The sequence below is a fragment of the Streptomyces sp. BoleA5 genome (assembly GCF_000373665.1).
Classification (GTDB): domain Bacteria; phylum Actinomycetota; class Actinomycetes; order Streptomycetales; family Streptomycetaceae; genus Actinacidiphila.
Genome location: NZ_KB892124.1, coordinates 1 through 16,321, shown reverse-complemented (window position 1 = coordinate 16,321; position 16,321 = coordinate 1). Strand labels below are relative to the sequence as shown.

The window sequence follows — 16,321 nt, the reverse complement described above, 5'->3', positions numbered from 1 at the left end:
CGTACGGCCGGGGGGGGCGCGCCTCGCGTCGGCCGGCTCAGCCGCGGCGGCCGTTGCCTCCGCCGAGTCCCTTGTCGAGCCCGGCACGGCGCAGGGCGTCGGCCATGGCACCGCCGGGGGCCGGGCGGTCACGGTCGCCCCGGGACTGGCGGGGCGGGTTGCCGCCCCGGCGGTCGGGACGGGGGCCGCGCTCCTGGCGTTCGGGGCGCTGACCGCGCTCCTGGCGGCCGCCGCCGGCGTTGCCCTTGGCCGCGCCCGCCTCGTCCTCCAGGCGCAGGGTGAGGGAGATGCGCTTGCGCGGGATGTCGACGTCGAGCACCTTGACGCGGACGATGTCGCCGGGCTTGACGACCTCGCGGGGGTCGCTCACGAAGTTCCTGGACATCGCCGAGACGTGCACCAGACCGTCCTGGTGGACACCGACGTCCACGAAGGCGCCGAACGCCGCGACATTGGTGACGACGCCTTCCAGGACCATGCCGGGCTCGAGGTGCTTGAGCTCCTCCACGCCCTCCTTGAAGGCGGCGGTCTTGAAGGCGGGCCGCGGGTCGCGTCCGGGCTTCTCCAGTTCGGACAGGATGTCGCTGACGGTCGGCAGACCGAAGGTGTCGTCGACGAACTCCTGCGGCCTCAGCCCCCGCAGCACCGTGGAGTTGCCGATGAGCGCCTTGATGTCGGTGCCCGCCGCCGTGCTCATGCGCCGTACGACGGGATAGGACTCGGGGTGCACGCTGGAGGCGTCCAGCGGGTCGTCGCCGTCGGGGATCCGCAGGAAGCCGGCGCACTGCTCGTACGCCTTCGGGCCGAGCCGGGCCACGTCCTTCAGGGCGGTGCGCCGGCGGAACGGGCCATTGGTGTCCCGGTGGGCGACGATGTTGGCGGCCAGGCTCTCGGTGATCCCGGAGACCCGGCGCAGCAGCGGCACGGAGGCGGTGTTGACGTCGACGCCGACGCCGTTCACACAGTCCTCGACGACCGCGTCGAGCGAGCGCGAGAGCTTCACCTCGGACAGGTCGTGCTGGTACTGGCCGACGCCGATCGACTTGGGGTCGATCTTGACGAGTTCGGCGAGCGGGTCCTGGAGGCGGCGGGCGATGGAGACCGCGCCCCGCAGCGACACGTCGAGGTCGGGCAGCTCGGCCGAGGCGTAGGCGGAGGCGGAGTACACCGAGGCGCCGGCCTCCGAGACGACGGCCTTGGTGAGCTTCAGCTCCGGGTGGCGCTTGACGAGGTCCGCGGCGAGCTTGTCGGTCTCGCGCGAGGCGGTGCCGTTGCCGATGGCGACGAGGTCGACCTTGTGCGCGGCGGCGAGCTGGGCGAGCGTCGCGATGGAGGCGTCCCACTGGTTGCGCGGCACGTGCGGGTAGATGGTGTCGGTGGCGACGACCTTGCCCGTCGCGTCGACCACGGCCACCTTGACGCCGGTGCGGAAGCCCGGGTCCAGGCCCATGGTGGCGCGCGTGCCGGCGGGGGCGGCGAGCAGCAGGTCGCGCAGGTTGGCGGCGAAGACCCGGACCGCCTCGTCCTCGGCGTCCTGGCGCAGCTGGACGCGCAGGTCGAGGCCGAGCCGTACGAGGAAGCGGGTGCGCCAGGCCCAGCGCACGCTGTCGCCGAGCCACTTGTCGGCGGGGCGGCCGCGGTCGGTGATGCCGAAGTGGTGGGCGATCTTGCGCTCGAAGGTGGAGGGGCCCTCCTCGACGGGCTCCTCCGGCTCCATGGTGAGGTCGAGGACCTCCTCCTTCTCGCCGCGCAGCATGGCGAGCACACGGTGCGAGGGGAGCTTGGTGAACGGCTCGGCGAAGTCGAAGTAGTCCGCGAACTTCGCGCCCTCCTCCTCCTTGCCCTCGCGCACCTTGGCGACGAGCCGGCCCCGCTCCCACATCCGGGTGCGGAGTTCACCGACGAGGTCGGCGTCCTCGGACCACCGCTCGGTGAGGATCGACCGGGCGCCCTCCAGCGCCGCCGCGGCGTCGGCGACGCCCTTGTCGGCGTCGACGAAGCCGGCGGCCTCGGCCTGCGGGTCCAGGGACGGATCACCGACGAGGCGGTCGGCGAGCGGCTCCAGGCCCGCCTCGCGGGCGATCTGCGCCTTGGTGCGCCGCTTGGGCTTGTAGGGCAGGTAGATGTCCTCGAGGCGGGCCTTGGAGTCCGCGGCGAGGATCTGCGCCTTCAGTGCGTCGTCGAGCTTGCCCTGGGACTCGATGGACTCCAGGATCGCGGCCCGCCGCTCGTCCAGTTCGCGCAGGTAGCGCAGGCGCTCCTCGAGCGTCCGCAGCTGGGCGTCGTCGAGACCGTCCGTCGCCTCCTTGCGGTACCGGGCCACGAACGGCACGGTCGCGCCGCCGTCGAGCAGCTCGACTGCCGATGTGACCTGACCTTCCCGTACGCCGAGTTCCTCGGCGATCCTGCGCTCGACCGAGACCGTTGTCGTCACGATGTGCGACCTGCTTTCTGGCTGGACTACCGGTGCATTATTGCGGAGCCCGGCCGTCCGGCCGCGAGCCTGGGCCTATGCCGCGCCGAAGTCCGGGTCGAAGTCCGCGCCGAAGTCCGGGTCGAAGTCCGCGCCGGAGTCCGGGCCGCAGTCCGCGCCGGGGTCCGGTCCGAGACGCTTCTCGAACCAGTGGTCGGCGTAGCGTTCTCCGTTGTAGTCGGCGATCTCGCGGTAGCCCAGCTTCGCGTACAGGGTCCGTGCCTCGACCAGATCGGCCCGCGTGTCCAGGCGGATCACGCCCGCGCCCAGGTGATCGCGCGCCGCGCGCTCCGCCGCCCCTACCAGCAGCGCGGCCCCGCCGGTGCGGCGGGCCGCCGGGGCGACCCAGACACGGCGGAGTTCGGCGACGCCGGGGGCGAGGAGACGGACGCCCGCGCACCCGGCCGGGCGGCCCCCGTGGCGGCCGACGAGGAAGCGCCCGCAGGCGCCGGAGAGGTCGTCACTGGTGTGCTCGGTGAGCAGGTCGTCGATCTCCCCCCGGGTCATCGGCCTGCCGTAGTAGCGGCTGACGATGTCGTCGTAGTACCTCCACAGCAAGTCCTTCGAGACGGGGTCGTCAACGGCGAGCGGGGCGATCTCCCATACGGGCGAAGCGTGGACGTTCGGTCGCGGTACGGTCACGCGGCCCATCGTGGCAGCACCCGCCGTCGCTATCCTCCGAATATTCGTTGGCACGTCAACGACGTACGGGGGCACGACATGACGCGGCACGCCGCGCGGAAGAGCCATCCCATCGCCACGGCGGACCAGTCCTGCAACGGCGTCCTGGTCTTCGACCCCGAGGCCGCCGACTGGTCGGGGGCCTCCGCCGTGACCTGGCGCTGGAGTGCGCCGGGCGGGGCCGGCACGAGCTGGCAGCACCTGTCGGACGTGCGGCTGCGCAGGACGCAGGCGTACGGACCGGTGGTGCTCGTGGCCGCGTCCGGCGGCCGGGCGGCGATGGTGCGCGAGGACACCGGGGCGATCGTGTGGCAGACGGTGACCCCGGCCGACAGCCCGCACGCGATCGAGCGCATCCCGGGCGGGGTGATCGTGGTGGCCTCCGGGGCGCCCGGGCGGCTGCGGCTGTACGCGGACACCAAGCAGAGCACGCCGTTCCGCACGGTGCCGCTGCCGAGGGCGCGCGGTGTGCTGTACGACCCGGAGCACGGGGCGCTGTGGGCGATCGGCGCCGGGCGGCTGGTGCGCTACACGGTGTCGGGCAGGGGCGCGGCGACGACGCTGACGGAGCACAGCGCCGTCCGCTTCGAGGGCGAGGGCCGTGACCTGCAGCCGGTGTACGGCGAGCCGGGGGCGCTGTGGTTCACCGACACCTACGGGGTGTACCGGCTGGACGTCGCGACGCGCAGGTACCGGCAGGTGGACGGGGCGAGCGGGGTGAGCGCGTACACCAGCCAGCCGACCGGGACGCGGATCCGGGCCCGTTCGCAGGCGGCGGGGCCCCGCGGCCGGGGCGGGCCGACGGTCGAGTTCCTCGACGCCGACGGAACGCCGGAGTACGCGCGGACCCGTCCCGGTGCGGAGTTCGCCACGGTGCGCCTGTGGACCCCGGACTTCCGCTGAGGCGGACGCGACGGGGCGGGCCGCCGGGTCGCGACAGAGCGGGCCGGGGCGGGGACCCGCCCCCGGGCCGCAACCCGGGCATGTAATGATCAGATGTACTTGCCCCTGCCACCTTTCCTGCGGCCGACGCCCGACCGGGCGCCGCGCCCCCGGCCGGCCCCGGTGCGCCAGCACCCGGCCGACCGGCACCCACGCACACGCCACCGGAGGCTTCGCTCCCATGGAATACCGCCATCTCGGCCGTAGCGGCCTGGTCATCAGCGAGATCGCGTACGGCAACTGGCTCACCCACGGCTCGCAGGTGGAGGCGGACGCCGCCACGGCGTGCGTGCGCGCGGCACTGGACGTCGGCATCACCAGCTTCGACACCGCCGACGTCTACGCGGGCACGCGTGCCGAGTCCGTCCTCGGTGAGGCGCTGAAGGGCGAGCGCCGCGAGGGCATCGAGCTCTTCACCAAGGTCTTCTGGCCGACCGGTCCGGGCCGCAACGACCGCGGGCTGTCGCGCAAGCACATCATGGAGTCGATCGCCGGCTCGCTGCGCCGCCTGCAGACCGACTACGTCGACCTGTACCAGGCGCACCGGTACGACGTGGACACCCCGCTCGAGGAGACGATGGAGGCGTTCGCCGACGTCGTCCACTCGGGCAAGGCCCTCTACATCGGCGTCTCCGAGTGGCCGGCCGAGCAGATCCGGCGCGCCCACGCCATGGCGCGGGAGCTGCGCATCCCGCTGGTGTCGAACCAGCCGCAGTACAACGCCCTGTGGCGGACCATCGAGGGCGAGGTCATCCCGGCCTGCGAGGAACTGGGCATGGGCCAGATCGTCTTCTCGCCGATCGCGCAGGGTGTGCTGACCGGCAAGTACCGGCGGGGGCAGGAGCCCCCGGCGGGCTCGCGTGCCACCGACGACAAGGGCGGCGCGGGCATGATCTCGCGGTGGATGCGCGACGACGTGCTCGACGCCGTCCAGCGGCTCCAGCCGCTCGCCGCGGAGGCCGGGCTGTCCCTGGCCCAGCTGGCGGTGGCGTGGGTGCTGCAGAACTCCAACGTCTCGGCGGCCATCGTCGGCGCCTCCCGCCCGGAGCAGGTCGCGGAGAACGCCGAGGCGGCGGGCGTCGTCCTGGAGAAGGAGCTGATGGCGCGCATCGAGGAGATCCTGGAGCCGGTCGCCGAGACCGACCCCAAGCGGGTCCACGAGAACGTCCCTCCGCACCGCTCCTGAGCGGTGCGCCCCGGCCCCGCGGTCCGCACGGACCGCGGGGCCGGGGCGCGCGTGCACGTCAGGCGGTGTGGCAGTGGCCCTCGCCCCGCGGGGTCTCCTTGGGGAGGTCGAGCGAGGGGTTGCGGTCGAAGAAGCCGGTCGGCTTGAGGGTGAACCCGCTGTGGTCGACGGGCATGACCGGCCACTCCTCCAGCCGCGGCAGGTGGGTGGGGCCGAAGGTGTGCCAGACGGTCAGCTCGGTGTCCTCCAGCGACTCGCCTGCCGCGGTCCACAGGGGCAGTCCGGCGCCGCCCGCGTTCTGGTTGGGGTAGTCGCCCGCGGGGAAGCGCCGCTCGGGGCGGTGCCGGGTGACCCACACGTGCTTGGTGCCGTAGGCCATGCGCCGGGCGACCGCCGAGTCGGGCTGGGCGAGCACGACCGGGCCGGGCTGCGGCACGAGGGTGTACGCCACGGGCTTGCCCATGCGGTTGAGGGAGCCGGGGTTGGTGATCCGCCAGCGGCGGCCCGCCAGCGGGTCGGCGAGGCGGCCGCCCTCGGCGCTGTCGGCGAGCGGGGTCACCCGGGTGGTGAAGACGTTGCCGTTGGGGTTGTCCGGTCCGCTCGGGACGGGGACGACGTCCACCTCCTCCACCGTGTTGGCGTGGCCGTCGACCGCCGCGTCCAGCCGTACGCAGAACAGGTGCTGGTGGAACGGGGCGAGCAGGCCGGGCGCGACCTCCGTGCCGACCGCGTCGGCGGTGCCGGGCTCGACGGCCGAGGTCTGCACGATGCCGGTGGACTTGGCCTCGAAGGCGATCGTGCCGTCCTGGTGGAAGTACCAGTAGAAGCCGTAGTCGTAGTTGCCCACGGTGGCGATGTAGGAGACGACCAGGCGGCGCGCGCGGCGGCTCTCGGCGGCCATGTCGTTGAAGATGTCGGTGTGCTTCCACAGGAGGCCGTAGTCCTCCTCGTGGATGCAGATGGCGTTGGGCAGCGTCTCGGGGTTGCCGAGGTCGTCGGAGAGGACGGCGTCGAGGTAGGTGATCTCGCCGAGGCAGTCGCAGCCCAGCTTCAGGGCGTTGGCGTTGCGGCCCAGCGAGTACTCTCCGGCGTCGAGGAAGGCGACCCAGTTGCGGTCGTCGCCGGGCTCGGCGTAGGCGACGGCCATCTCGGCCAGGGAGGCGCGGTGCAGCACGGGACGGACGCGGTCGCCGTCCTCGTGGGCGATCTGGTGCAGGACCAGGCCCTCGCGGCCGTTGAAGTCGATGCGGAAGCGCCACTTCTGCCAGGTCAGCAGCCGGCCGCTCAGGGCGAAGGACGGCCCCTCCGGCTGGGTGATCTCCAGCGGGCGCAGATCGGTGCGGGCCGGGCCGTTGAACTCGGCCTCGTAGCGGCCGCATTCGGTGGGAATGGGCACGGCGCCGGTGTCGATGAGGCGGACGACCTTGCGCTCGATGACGTCGACGTCGGCGACGAGCCCGGCCACCGGGTGCGCCCAGGGACTGTCGGAGGCGTCGCAGCGCAGCCAGGTCAGGGAGCGCATCAGGCGGGCGCCGGGGCGGTCCTCGAAGCGCAGCGGGCCGGCGCCGAGTGGCGCGGCGACGGCCAGGTCGAGGTCGGTGACGCCGCGGTCGGCCATGGCCTTGCGCCAGCCGGGGTCGGCCTTCACGACCTGCTCGACGATCTCGTACTCCTCGAAGGTGACCGGCGGCTGGCCCTCCTGCTCGGTGTCGAGTGCGCGATGGGCGACCACGGCGCCCGCGGTGACGTCGACCAGTGCCTCGGCGGCGGCGCCGGTGACCGAGTCGAGGAGGGTGACGCGCAGCCGGCGCACCACGGGGTCCCCGTCGCGATGGGCGTCGGCGGTGTGCCGGTCGGGCTCGTCGAGGAGGACCAGGGGGAAGCGGGTCGCGTCGGTGACCCTGCCCTCCTCGGTCAGGATGCGGCGGGCGGCGGAGATCTCGTCGGCGGTCAGCGGGTCGAGGGGGTGGGGTGCGGCGGGCGCGGCGTCTGCGTCGGTGTGGCAGCAGGAGGACATCGGGACAACCCTCTTGTGGACGTTGGTCGTTGCGCGGACGGGTGCTACGGACATGGAACCGGCCCGCCGCCCCCGGGCCGCAGGGGCGACGAGCCGGCCGGGGTCAGGAGGCGGCGGTCTCCGCTTCGGTGTCCGTGGTCTCCCGGGCCTGCTCGATCCGGAACGCCTCGTTGCCGAGGCCGATGCGGGCGTGCATCTCGGGACGCGTGGAGCGCAGGACCAGGCCGTAGCCCAGGCCGCCGACGACGGTGACACCGATGATGCCGGGCAGCACCCAGGAGACGGCGGAGCCGGCGCCGGCGACCAGGACGTCGAAGTCCTTGACCGCGTAGACCGCGATGACGACCAGCGCGATGCCCGCCAGAGCGGAGGCCGCGATCCTCGGCGCCTGGGTGCGCAGCGCGCCGCGCCGGACGAAGTAGCCGATGACCGCGAAGGCCGTGGTGGCCAGCAGCACGATGATGCCCAGGGCGCCGACGTTGCCGCCCCAGGTGAAGAGCTTGAGCACGGGCGCGGTCGGGTCGTGGTCGGCGGCTCCGCTGCTGTCGGTGACGGCGAAAGCGACGACGGCGACGAGGGAGATGACGGTCTGCAGCAGCGAACCGTGGGCGGGGGCACCGCTCTTGGGGTTGGTACGCCCGAAGGCGGGGGGCAGCAGGCCCTCGCGGCCCATGGCGAAGGCGTAGCGGGCGACGACGTTGTGGAAGCTGAGCAGGCAGGCGAACATGCCGGTCACGTACAGGACGTGGAGGACGTCGGTAAAGGTGGCGCCGATGATCGACTCGCTGAGCCCGAACAGCAGCCCGGGACCCTGCTTCTGCGACTGGCCGACGATCTGCGACGGACCGGTGGCCACGCTCAGCGCCCAGGAGCTGATGGCGAAGAAGACCGCGACGAAGGTGACGGCGAGGAAGGTCACCCGGGCGACGAGCACCTGCGGCCGGCTGGTCTCCTCGGCGTAGACGGGGGGCTGCTCGAAGCCGACGAACGCGGCGATGCACAGGCACAGCGCCGTACCGAGCCCGGCGCCGCTGAGAGTGCCCGGGTCGAAGGCGTGCAGCGACAGTCCCTCCTTGCCGGGGTTGCCGATGGCGGCGACGTCGAAGATGACGACCAGGGTGATCTCGATCAGCAGCAGGACGCCCAGGACCTTGGCGTTGAGGTCGATCTTCAGCCAGCCGAGCGCGCCGACCACGAGGACGCCCAGGACCGCCGGTATCCACCAGGCGACCGTGGTGTGCAGGTAGGTCTCGAACAGTCCGGAGATCTCGAAACCGAACAGGCCGTAGACGCCGAACTGCAGGGCGCTGTAGGACACGAGCGCGACGAGCGACGCGCCGGCGCCCGCGGTGCCGCCGAGGCCGCGCGCGATGTAGGCGTAGAAGGCGCCCGCGTTGTGCACATGGCGGCTCATCTCGGCGTATCCGACGCTGAAGAGGATGAGCACCAAGCCGAGGATCACGAACAGCAGCGGCTGCCCGATGATGCCCATGACTCCGTACGCGGTGGGCATGACGCCCGCGACCACCATGAGCGGGGCGTTGGCGGCGACCACGGACAGGAGCAGGCCGGGCATGCCGAGCCGGTCGGCCCGCAGGGCTCTCTCCTCGCCCTTGAACGTGCTGATCCCAGGGTTGTTGCCCGTCAGCATGATGGTTCCTTCCTTGGAGGGGTGATGGTGTGCTGGTGCGTCATGTGAGCGGGCCCTACGGGGAGCCGGGGCCGAGGACGGCCTCGCGCGCGGCGCGGAAGGCCTTCTTGGGGTCGCGGTCCGGATAGGCCCACGGGATGCGGGTGGCGTGTACGCCGATCCGGTTGAACAGGGCCGCGGCCTCGGCGGTGCGGCCCTGCAGGAACTGCGCGTGGACGAGGAAGTTGAGGTCGAGGTGGAGGCGCGGGTGGTCGTGCCCGTCGCCGTCGAACTCCAGCCACCAGTCGAAGCCCCGCTTGAGCGCCTGCCGGGCCCGCCATCCGTCCCAGTGCCCGGAGGCCGCGGGGTCGGCGGGCAGGGTGCCGGCGGTGGCCTGGACGCGGTACAGCTCCGCGTGCGCGACGACCGGGAGGACGGCCAGCGGCGAGCCGGCGGGCGCCTCGCCGACGGCCCAGTCCACGAACTCGTACACCTCGTGGAAGGCGCCGCCGTCCGCGGCCTGGGGGCGCTCGGCGAGGCAGGCCGTCATCAGGTGGTGCCCGTGGTGGTGGCTGCGATGGCGGCCGCGGACCTGGTCGAAGGCGCGTATCTGCTCGTCGTCACTGCCGGTGTGGCGGGCCAGGATCAGCAGGCAGAGCCACGGGGTGGGGTCGGCCGGCGTGAGCGCGGCGGCGGCGAGGCAGGCCTCGCGGGCCTGTTCGGGCTTCTCCTTGCCGGCGACGGCACGGAACACCGTCGCGGAGGCCAGCAGCGCGGCCGCGTCGGAGCTGCCGGGTTCGGCGAGTTGCCACTCGCGGGCCCAGGTGGCGCTGGCGCCGCCCTCGCCGAGGACGACCAGGCGGTGCCCGCGGCGGTCCCAGTCGTCGCCGGTCTCGGCGAGCAGGCTGCGGGCGGCCGTCCAGCGTCCCTGGGCGAGCGCGGCGCGGGCGTCGGCCAGTGGCTCGTCGTCCAGGGCAGGATCGAACCGCAGGTCGTCCCGGGAGCGGGAGAAACCGAACGGGGGTGGAGGAGGAGTCATCCTCGGGGTGCCTCCACGGCGCGCACGTGAGGTCCGGCCCGGGGCGGGGCTTCCCGTTCGGCGTCCGGTGATCGCTTGATCACACAAAGCCAAGCGGTATGAGCAGGTCCACTTCAAGTCTGGTTCTGTTGTCTCGATGTAGTCCCGCACGTGTGTCCGAGCACGGGCGGGCGCCGCGGGACACGGAACGGGACGGATCGCGGCGATCGCCTGCGCGGCACACGCCGCGCCTGATATTCGAACGTACGAATATGAGACGAAGGAGCATCGCCGTGGCGGACGACACCGCGCCGGCACCGCCTCATCCCCTGGCGTCCGTACGGCGCAGCCACGGCTGGAGCTACCAGGACCTCGCTCGGGTCGTCGCCGACAACGCCCGTGCCCTGGGCGTGCCCATGGCGGCCCGGCGGGAGAAGGTGTGGCGCTGGGAACACTGGGGCGTGGTGCCGGAGAGGGACAGCCAGCGCGCCCTCGCCCGGGCGCTGGGCGTACCGCTGCGGGAGGTCGACGCCCGCCCGTGGCCCGGCTGGTTACCGACGTTCGACGGCATCCCCGACGGGCTGCCGTGGACCCGGGCGGGCGGTCTCGACGCGCTGGACGCCCTGCTGGACGGCGGGGGACGCGATCCGCGGAGCCACCCGGTGCTGGAGGGACGGCGGTTCCTCGACGCCGTCAGCGACTGGAGCGCCGCGACGGACGGCGCGCGGGGCAGCGGGCCGTCGCAGGGCGGCCCGGGAGCGGTCGCCGGCCGGGAGGGGCCGGCGGCCGACGAGGAGACCGTGGCGTGGCTGGAGCGCGGTGTGCTCGGCCTGCGCCGACTGGACGACCGGCTCGGCGGCGCGGCCGTGCGGCACCGGGTGGAGGCCGATCTGCGGATCGCCCTGGACCTGCTGCGCCGGGGGCCGTGCCGGGACGGACTCGACGCACGTCTGCTGCGCGCCGCCGCAGGGCTGGCCCAGCTGGGCGGCTGGTCCGCCACGGACTGCGGACGGCACGGGGCCGCCCAGCGGCACTTCCTCACCGGACTGCGCCTCGCGCACGGCGCGGAGGACCGCCCGCAGGCCGCCAACCTGTGGGCGGGAATGAGCCTCCAGGCCGTGTTCGCGGGCCGCCACGACGACGCCCTCGCCGCGGCCCGGGCCGCCGAGTCCGTGGCGGCGGGGGCGACCTCGCGCACCCGGGCGATGCTCGCCACCCGCCGGGCCCGGGCCCACGCGGGGCTCGGCGAGGACTCGGCGTGCCGCCGGTCGCTGGAGGAGGCGGGGCGGCTGCTGGACACCGCGCCGGGCGACGACGACCCCTCGTGGATCTACTGGTTCGACGAGGCGGAACTGTGCGCGCAGAGCGGAATCGCGCTGCTGGACCTCGGCCGTGCGGAGGAGGCCGCCCCGTTGCTGGAGAAGGCGCTGGCGATCCAGGATCCCCTCTACCGGCGCGACCGCACGCTCTACACCGCGCGTGCCGCGCTCGCCCGCGCCCTGACCGGCGACCTCGGCACCGCCCGCGCCCTGACGGGGGACGCCGTGGAACTCGCCCGGGACTGCGGGTCCCCCCGGGTGGCCATCGCCGTCGAGCAGGCCAGGACGGCGCTGTCGGCGGCCCGTTGACGAACCGTCCCTGCCGGACCGACCGGTGCCGCCGTCGCGGCGCGGGTCACCCGGGCCCGCCGCCGGCAGCGGGCCCGGGTGACGTGCTCGGGGGCCGCGCTCACCGCGATCCGGCCGTGCTCCACGAGGCCGTCCGGCGCCCCGCGTGCGAACCCCGGGCCAGAGGACCGCAGTCGGCGTGGTGGTGGCGGGCGCGGTGCGCCGGAGGCGGTCTGGTGCGGTGCCGCGCGGTGGGCTAGGTTGCCGCGCCATGACGCCGATGGGGACGATGAGACGGGTGTGGACGGCCGTGCTGTGCGGGGCGGCGCTCGCCGCGCTGACGGCGGTCCCGGCCCGCGCGACGGGTGAACGGCCCGGTCCGCGCTGGGAACTGAAGGAGACCGGCAGCTCGGCGCGCTTCCGCGGGCTGGCGGCGGTCGGCAGGGACACCGCCTGGGTGGCCGGTTCCGAGGGCACGGTGCTGCGCACGGTGGACGGCGGACGTCACTGGGCGGACGTGTCGCCGCCCGGTGCCGCCGAACTGCAGTTCCGTGACATCGAGGCGTTCGACGCGCGGCGCGCGGTGGTGCTGGCGATCGGCGAGGGCGAGGCGTCCCGCGTGCTGCGCACCCAGGACGGCGGCGCGACCTGGACGGAGACGTTCCGCAACACCGACCCCCGGGCCTTCTACGACTGCGTCACCTTCTTCGACGACCGGCACGGCCTCGCCGTCAGCGACCCGGTCGACGGCAGGTACCGGATGCTGTCCACCGGTGACGGGGGCCGCAGTTGGCGGGTGCTGCCCTCCGCCGGCATGCCGCCCGCGCTCGCCGGCGAGGCCTCCTTCGCGGCGAGCGGTCAGTGCCTGGTGAGCCGGGGCCCGCGCGACGTGTGGCTGGCGACCGGCGGGGCGTCGCAGGCCCGTGTCCTGCACTCCCGCGACCGGGGGCTGACCTGGACCGTGGCGGCGTCCACGCTGCCCGCCGGCGACCCGGCCAAGGGCGTGTTCGCACTGGCCTTCCGCGACGCGCGGCACGGGATCGCCGTGGGCGGGGACTACCGCCCCGACCAGGCCTCCCCCGAGGCGGCCGCGGTGTCCCGCGACGGCGGCGCGACCTGGTCCGGTTCCGGACGTCCCCCCACCGCCTACCGTTCGGGCGTGACCTGGCTGCCGCACTCCTCGCGCGCGGCGATCGCGGTGGGCCCGTCCGGCAGCGACCTGAGCCTGGACGGGGGCCGGACCTGGCGGACGTTCGCCACCGGGTCCTACGACACCGTCGACTGCGCCCCGGACCTGGGCTGCTGGGCCGCCGGCGAGAAGGGCCGCGTCGCCCGCCTGGGGATCGGCCGCGGCGGGGCGGCCACCGCGTGACCTGCTCCCGGTGAACCGCAGACGCCGCAAGAAGCTCAGCCGGGCCCTGGTGACCGCGGCGGGGAGCGGCGCCCTCCGTACCGCCCGGGAACTGCTGCGCCGGGGGGCGTCCCCCGAACACGCCGACCGGGACGGCACGACCCCGCTCTACGCGGCCTCGGTGAGCGGCGCGGCAGCAGTGGCCGCGCCGCTCCTGACGGCGGGAGCGCGGCCGGACACCGAGAGCGGCCACGGCGATGAGGGCACACCGCTGTGCGCCGCCGCCTGCTGGGGCGACGAGGAGACGGTGCGTCAGCTGCTGGCCCACGGCGCGGACCCCGGGCTGCGCGAGGACCACGGCACGGGGCTCACCCCACTGGAATGGGCGGAACGCGGCCCGCACCCGGGAACGGCGGAGCTGCTGCGCGCGGCGGCGGCGGCGCGGAGGGCGCCCGCCGGGCAGGGGTGAACACGCACGCGCCGGTACGGAGCCTCCGGGGCTCCGTACCGGCGCGTGACCGGTCCCGCGGGTCAGGCGACCGGGCGGACGCGTCCCCGACCACGGGTGAGGCTGTAGCCGGCGACGCCCGCGAGCGCGGCGAGCACGCCTCCGGCCGCGGTCCAGATCCAGCGGTCGGACCACCAGCCGCCGCCCCAGCCGTCCTCGGGCTGGGCCAGACCGGCCGGCACCGGGGAGGCGCTGGGGTCGGCCTCGCCGTCCGCCGCTTCGTCGGACTCCTCCGTGACGGAGGCGGAGGGCACGGCATTGGGGTCGAGGGTGGCCCCGGCCTTGGCGACGGGGGTGAGGGGGGCGGCGAGTTCACCGTCGACGGCCTTGGAGCCGCCCGCGTCCGTCGAGGTGGTGCCGATCTGCGCCTGGACGGGCAGACCGAGGTCCTGGTCCGGGAGCCGCAGCACGGTCAGCCGGATGTAGTAGGCGCCCGGCAGCGGGTCGTCGGCCCAGGCCTCGGACCACGCGCGGACGCTGCGCAGCCGGCAGCTCAGCTCCAGCTGGGTGTCCTGCGCTGACGCCGTCCTGGTCGGCTTGCCCGAGGCGCACGCCTGACGGCGGCGCAGGCCGTCGTAGACGTCGAGCTGCCAGGTCTGGCTGCCGTGCCGGGTCGCGGCCTCCGGCAGTGTGACGGTCGCGGAGACCGTGGGCACCTCGCCCGCGGCGGCGGGGAACACCCAGTACAGGTAGTCACCGGTGGAGGCACTGGCCGGGGTGGTCCGCACCCCCGGCCGGAGGTTGCCCGCGGTGCGGAACCCGGTGCCGGGCTGGACGGTCTCCTCGGTGGCGCCGGTGCCGCTCGCGCCCGGGCTGGGCGTGGCGTCGTCGGCCGCGGCGGTGCCCGCTCCGGCCGCGAACACGGCCGCACCGGCGAGCAGTACGGCGGCCGCCCGGCGCGCCGTTCGGATGGTACGCATCAGTTGGTCCTCCAGACGGCGACGCGCCAGCGCGAGATCCAGCCCCACAGCACACCGGCGACCAGACCGGTCACGACCATCAGCGCCAGCAGCCACCAGCCGCGGCCCAGGCCGAAGGAGGCGACGTCGGAGGGCTCGTCGGGCGAGGAGACCAGGTCGACGCTGAGTTCGAGCGGCAGGCCCGGGGTGCGCTTGACGGCGTCGGGGGCGGAGAAGGAGTTGCTGACCTCGATGCACACGGTGCGGGCGGTCGCGGCGTCGGAGTCGTCGCGTTCGGGCCAGGCGTAGCGCAGGCCGGACGAGATGACGTCGGTGCGTCCGCTGCTCGCCTCGGAGCCCCGTACGAGTTCCCGGCCACCGCTGGTGACGGCCCGTACGAGGACACCGTAGTCGCGGTTGACGGCGCGGTCGGCGCCGACGCTGACGGAGGCGCGCAGTTCCTGTCCGTCGGTGACGCTCACCCGGTACCAGCGGTGCTCGGTGAACGCCTCGCGGTCGCTGTAGACGCCGGCCCCGAGCAGCGGGGCGTCCCCGCAGCGGTCGGCGCCCTGGGTGACGGTGGGGGTGACGACCACGTTGTCGGCCGAGCGGTCGACGAGTTGCTTGATGCGGTCGGAGAGCTGGTCGGCGTGGTCGACGGCGGTGTAGGTGCCGCCGGTGGCCTCGGCGATGCAGCTGAGCTGCTCGCGGATCTTGGTGTTGGGCACCAGGCCGAGGGTGTCGACGACCAGGTGGGTGCCCTCGGCGGCGAGTTCGCGTGCGACCTCGCAGGGGTCGAGCGGCTGGCAGGTGTCCTCGCCGTCGGTGATGAGCACGATGCGGCGGGTGCCGTCGCCGCCGGCGAGGTCCTTGCCCGCGGCCTGCAGGGCGGGGCCGATCGGCGTCCATCCGGTGGGGGCGAGGGTGGCGACCGCCGTCTTGGCCTCGGTGCGGTCGACGGTGCCGACCGGGTAGAGGGCCTCGGTGTCCCTGCAGCCGACCTTCTTGTCCTTGCCGGGGTAGTTGGCGCCGAGGGTGCGTATGCCGAGCCGTACCTCGTCCGGTACGGCGTCGATGACCTCGTTGAACGCCTGCTTGGCCGCCGACATGCGGGACCTGCCGTCGATGTCGCTGGCGCGCATCGAACCGCTGACGTCGAGCACCAACTCGACCTTGGGGGGCTCGGGAGCGGTCTCCGGCCCGTCGTCCGCGGCGGCCGGCGCCGCGGCCGGGAAGAGCGCGGTGGCGAGGGTGGCCGCGAGGCCGCAGAGCCCCGCCGCCAGCCGTTTGCTTATGATCATTGGCGGATCCTATGGAAGATCCGCCGCCGCCCCCAACTCGGCCCCGGCCGCTCCTCCCTGGCCCTCCCCGAAGCGGCCCGTGCCTCGGGCCCGGGACACGGCGCGGACCAGCGGGCGTCCGCCGTCACCCCTCTCATCCGGCTCGGCCGACCGAACTGACGTGCCGTCACATCGGACGGCCACCCCGCCGCCGCCACCTGCGGGACCGCGCCCGATCCGCCTCCCGAACCCATAGTGTCCTATTGACGATAAGGGGGGCGCCGTGGAAGGCTGACGTGGCATCACGCCGGAGATCCCTTCCGAACCGGCAGCCCCGGGATGCCCCGGAGCCGCCGCGTTCGGCCAGGACCGCGCTCGCCCCGGCACCCGCCGTTCGCCCCGTCCCGCACGTGCCGCCGGATCATTTGGAGGACGCCCGTGGCCCACTCCCCCGTACCCCATCCCCACCTGGACGCACGCGCCGCCGACCGGGCCGCCGGGGTGCTGCTCGGCGCGGCCGTGGGCGACGCGCTGGGTGTGCCGTACGAGTTCAAGGCGACGCTGCGTGAGGACCAGCGGCCGCGGATGATCGGCGGCGGCCTGGGTCCGTACGAGCCGGGCGAGTACTCCGACGACACCCAGATGCAGGTCTGCGTCGCCCAGGTGGCGGCGACCGGGGCGGACCTGCGCGGCCCCGAGGCCCTGGACGCGATCGCCGCCGGCTTCCAG

The 16,321-nt window shown here is 74.1% G+C and carries 13 protein-coding genes; 6 read left to right on the top strand and 7 right to left on the bottom strand.

The window, feature by feature from the left end:
• Positions 1-37 precede the first annotated feature (37 nt).
• A complete protein-coding gene (locus tag B085_RS0129850; protein WP_018562274.1) occupies positions 38-2,434 on the bottom strand; it encodes a Tex family protein in 2,397 nt (798 codons plus the stop codon).
• 75 nt (positions 2,435-2,509) lie between these two features.
• Positions 2,510-3,124: a GNAT family N-acetyltransferase gene (locus B085_RS44235; protein WP_018562273.1), complete on the bottom strand. Its 615-nt coding sequence runs from the start codon at positions 3,122-3,124 to the stop codon at positions 2,510-2,512.
• A gap of 69 nt (positions 3,125-3,193) precedes the next feature.
• Here B085_RS44235 and B085_RS0129840 point away from each other — a divergent pair, with 69 nt between their 5' ends.
• Complete coding sequence (locus B085_RS0129840; protein WP_018562272.1) at positions 3,194-4,057, top strand: DUF6528 family protein; 864 nt, start codon at positions 3,194-3,196, stop codon at positions 4,055-4,057.
• A 220-nt stretch (positions 4,058-4,277) separates the two neighbouring features.
• A complete protein-coding gene (locus B085_RS0129835) occupies positions 4,278-5,282 on the top strand; it encodes an aldo/keto reductase family protein (RefSeq protein WP_018562271.1) in 1,005 nt (334 codons plus the stop codon).
• Between the two features lie 58 nt (positions 5,283-5,340).
• Here B085_RS0129835 and B085_RS0129830 read toward each other — a convergent pair whose 3' ends face one another.
• The 3 genes from B085_RS0129830 to B085_RS0129820 form a co-directional block, all read right to left on the bottom strand.
• Positions 5,341-7,299: a primary-amine oxidase gene (locus B085_RS0129830; RefSeq protein WP_018562270.1), complete on the bottom strand. Its 1,959-nt coding sequence runs from the start codon at positions 7,297-7,299 to the stop codon at positions 5,341-5,343.
• Between the two features lie 103 nt (positions 7,300-7,402).
• Positions 7,403-8,950 (bottom strand): APC family permease, encoded by a 1,548-nt coding sequence (locus B085_RS44230; RefSeq protein WP_018562269.1) that lies wholly within the window; start codon positions 8,948-8,950, stop codon positions 7,403-7,405.
• Positions 8,951-9,005: 55 nt separating this feature from the next.
• Positions 9,006-9,968: a hypothetical protein gene (locus tag B085_RS0129820; RefSeq protein ID WP_018562268.1), complete on the bottom strand. Its 963-nt coding sequence runs from the start codon at positions 9,966-9,968 to the stop codon at positions 9,006-9,008.
• A gap of 272 nt (positions 9,969-10,240) precedes the next feature.
• Between B085_RS0129820 and B085_RS0129815 the strand changes: the two genes are divergently transcribed.
• The 3 genes from B085_RS0129815 to B085_RS0129805 all read left to right on the top strand — a co-directional run bounded on the left by B085_RS0129815 (position 10,241) and on the right by B085_RS0129805 (position 13,374).
• A complete protein-coding gene (locus tag B085_RS0129815) occupies positions 10,241-11,575 on the top strand; it encodes a hypothetical protein (protein ID WP_018562267.1) in 1,335 nt (444 codons plus the stop codon).
• 250 nt (positions 11,576-11,825) lie between these two features.
• Positions 11,826-12,926, top strand: coding sequence for a WD40/YVTN/BNR-like repeat-containing protein (locus B085_RS0129810; protein ID WP_199789250.1), 1,101 nt, complete (start codon positions 11,826-11,828; stop codon positions 12,924-12,926).
• A 10-nt stretch (positions 12,927-12,936) separates the two neighbouring features.
• Positions 12,937-13,374 (top strand): ankyrin repeat domain-containing protein, encoded by a 438-nt coding sequence (locus B085_RS0129805; RefSeq protein ID WP_018562265.1) that lies wholly within the window; start codon positions 12,937-12,939, stop codon positions 13,372-13,374.
• 62 nt (positions 13,375-13,436) lie between these two features.
• Here B085_RS0129805 and B085_RS0129800 read toward each other — a convergent pair whose 3' ends face one another.
• Both B085_RS0129800 and B085_RS0129795 read right to left on the bottom strand, forming a co-directional pair.
• Entirely contained in the window at positions 13,437-14,333 is an 897-nt protein-coding gene (locus B085_RS0129800) for a hypothetical protein (RefSeq protein WP_018562264.1), read from the bottom strand.
• On the bottom strand, positions 14,333-15,613 hold the full coding sequence (locus tag B085_RS0129795) for a VWA domain-containing protein (protein ID WP_018562263.1): 1,281 nt from the start codon (positions 15,611-15,613) through the stop codon (positions 14,333-14,335). The genes B085_RS0129800 and B085_RS0129795 overlap by 1 nt, the downstream gene beginning before the upstream one ends.
• 417 nt (positions 15,614-16,030) lie before the next feature.
• Between B085_RS0129795 and B085_RS50185 the strand changes: the two genes are divergently transcribed.
• A partial coding sequence (locus B085_RS50185) for an ADP-ribosylglycohydrolase family protein (protein ID WP_037732761.1) occupies positions 16,031-16,321 on the top strand: 291 nt, incomplete at its 3' end.

Coding starts and splice junctions, on each gene's coding strand:
- B085_RS0129800 (WP_018562264.1), bottom strand. CDS start 14,333: ATGCGTACCATCCGAACGGCGCGCCGGGCGGCCGCCGTACTGCTCGCC.
- B085_RS0129830 (WP_018562270.1), bottom strand. CDS start 7,299: ATGTCCTCCTGCTGCCACACCGACGCAGACGCCGCGCCCGCCGCACCC.
- B085_RS44230 (WP_018562269.1), bottom strand. CDS start 8,950: ATGCTGACGGGCAACAACCCTGGGATCAGCACGTTCAAGGGCGAGGAG.
- B085_RS44235 (WP_018562273.1), bottom strand. CDS start 3,124: ATGGGCCGCGTGACCGTACCGCGACCGAACGTCCACGCTTCGCCCGTA.
- B085_RS0129840 (WP_018562272.1), top strand. CDS start 3,194: ATGACGCGGCACGCCGCGCGGAAGAGCCATCCCATCGCCACGGCGGAC.
- B085_RS0129820 (WP_018562268.1), bottom strand. CDS start 9,968: ATGACTCCTCCTCCACCCCCGTTCGGTTTCTCCCGCTCCCGGGACGAC.
- B085_RS0129810 (WP_199789250.1), top strand. CDS start 11,826: ATGACGCCGATGGGGACGATGAGACGGGTGTGGACGGCCGTGCTGTGC.
- B085_RS0129795 (WP_018562263.1), bottom strand. CDS start 15,613: ATGATCATAAGCAAACGGCTGGCGGCGGGGCTCTGCGGCCTCGCGGCC.
- B085_RS0129835 (WP_018562271.1), top strand. CDS start 4,278: ATGGAATACCGCCATCTCGGCCGTAGCGGCCTGGTCATCAGCGAGATC.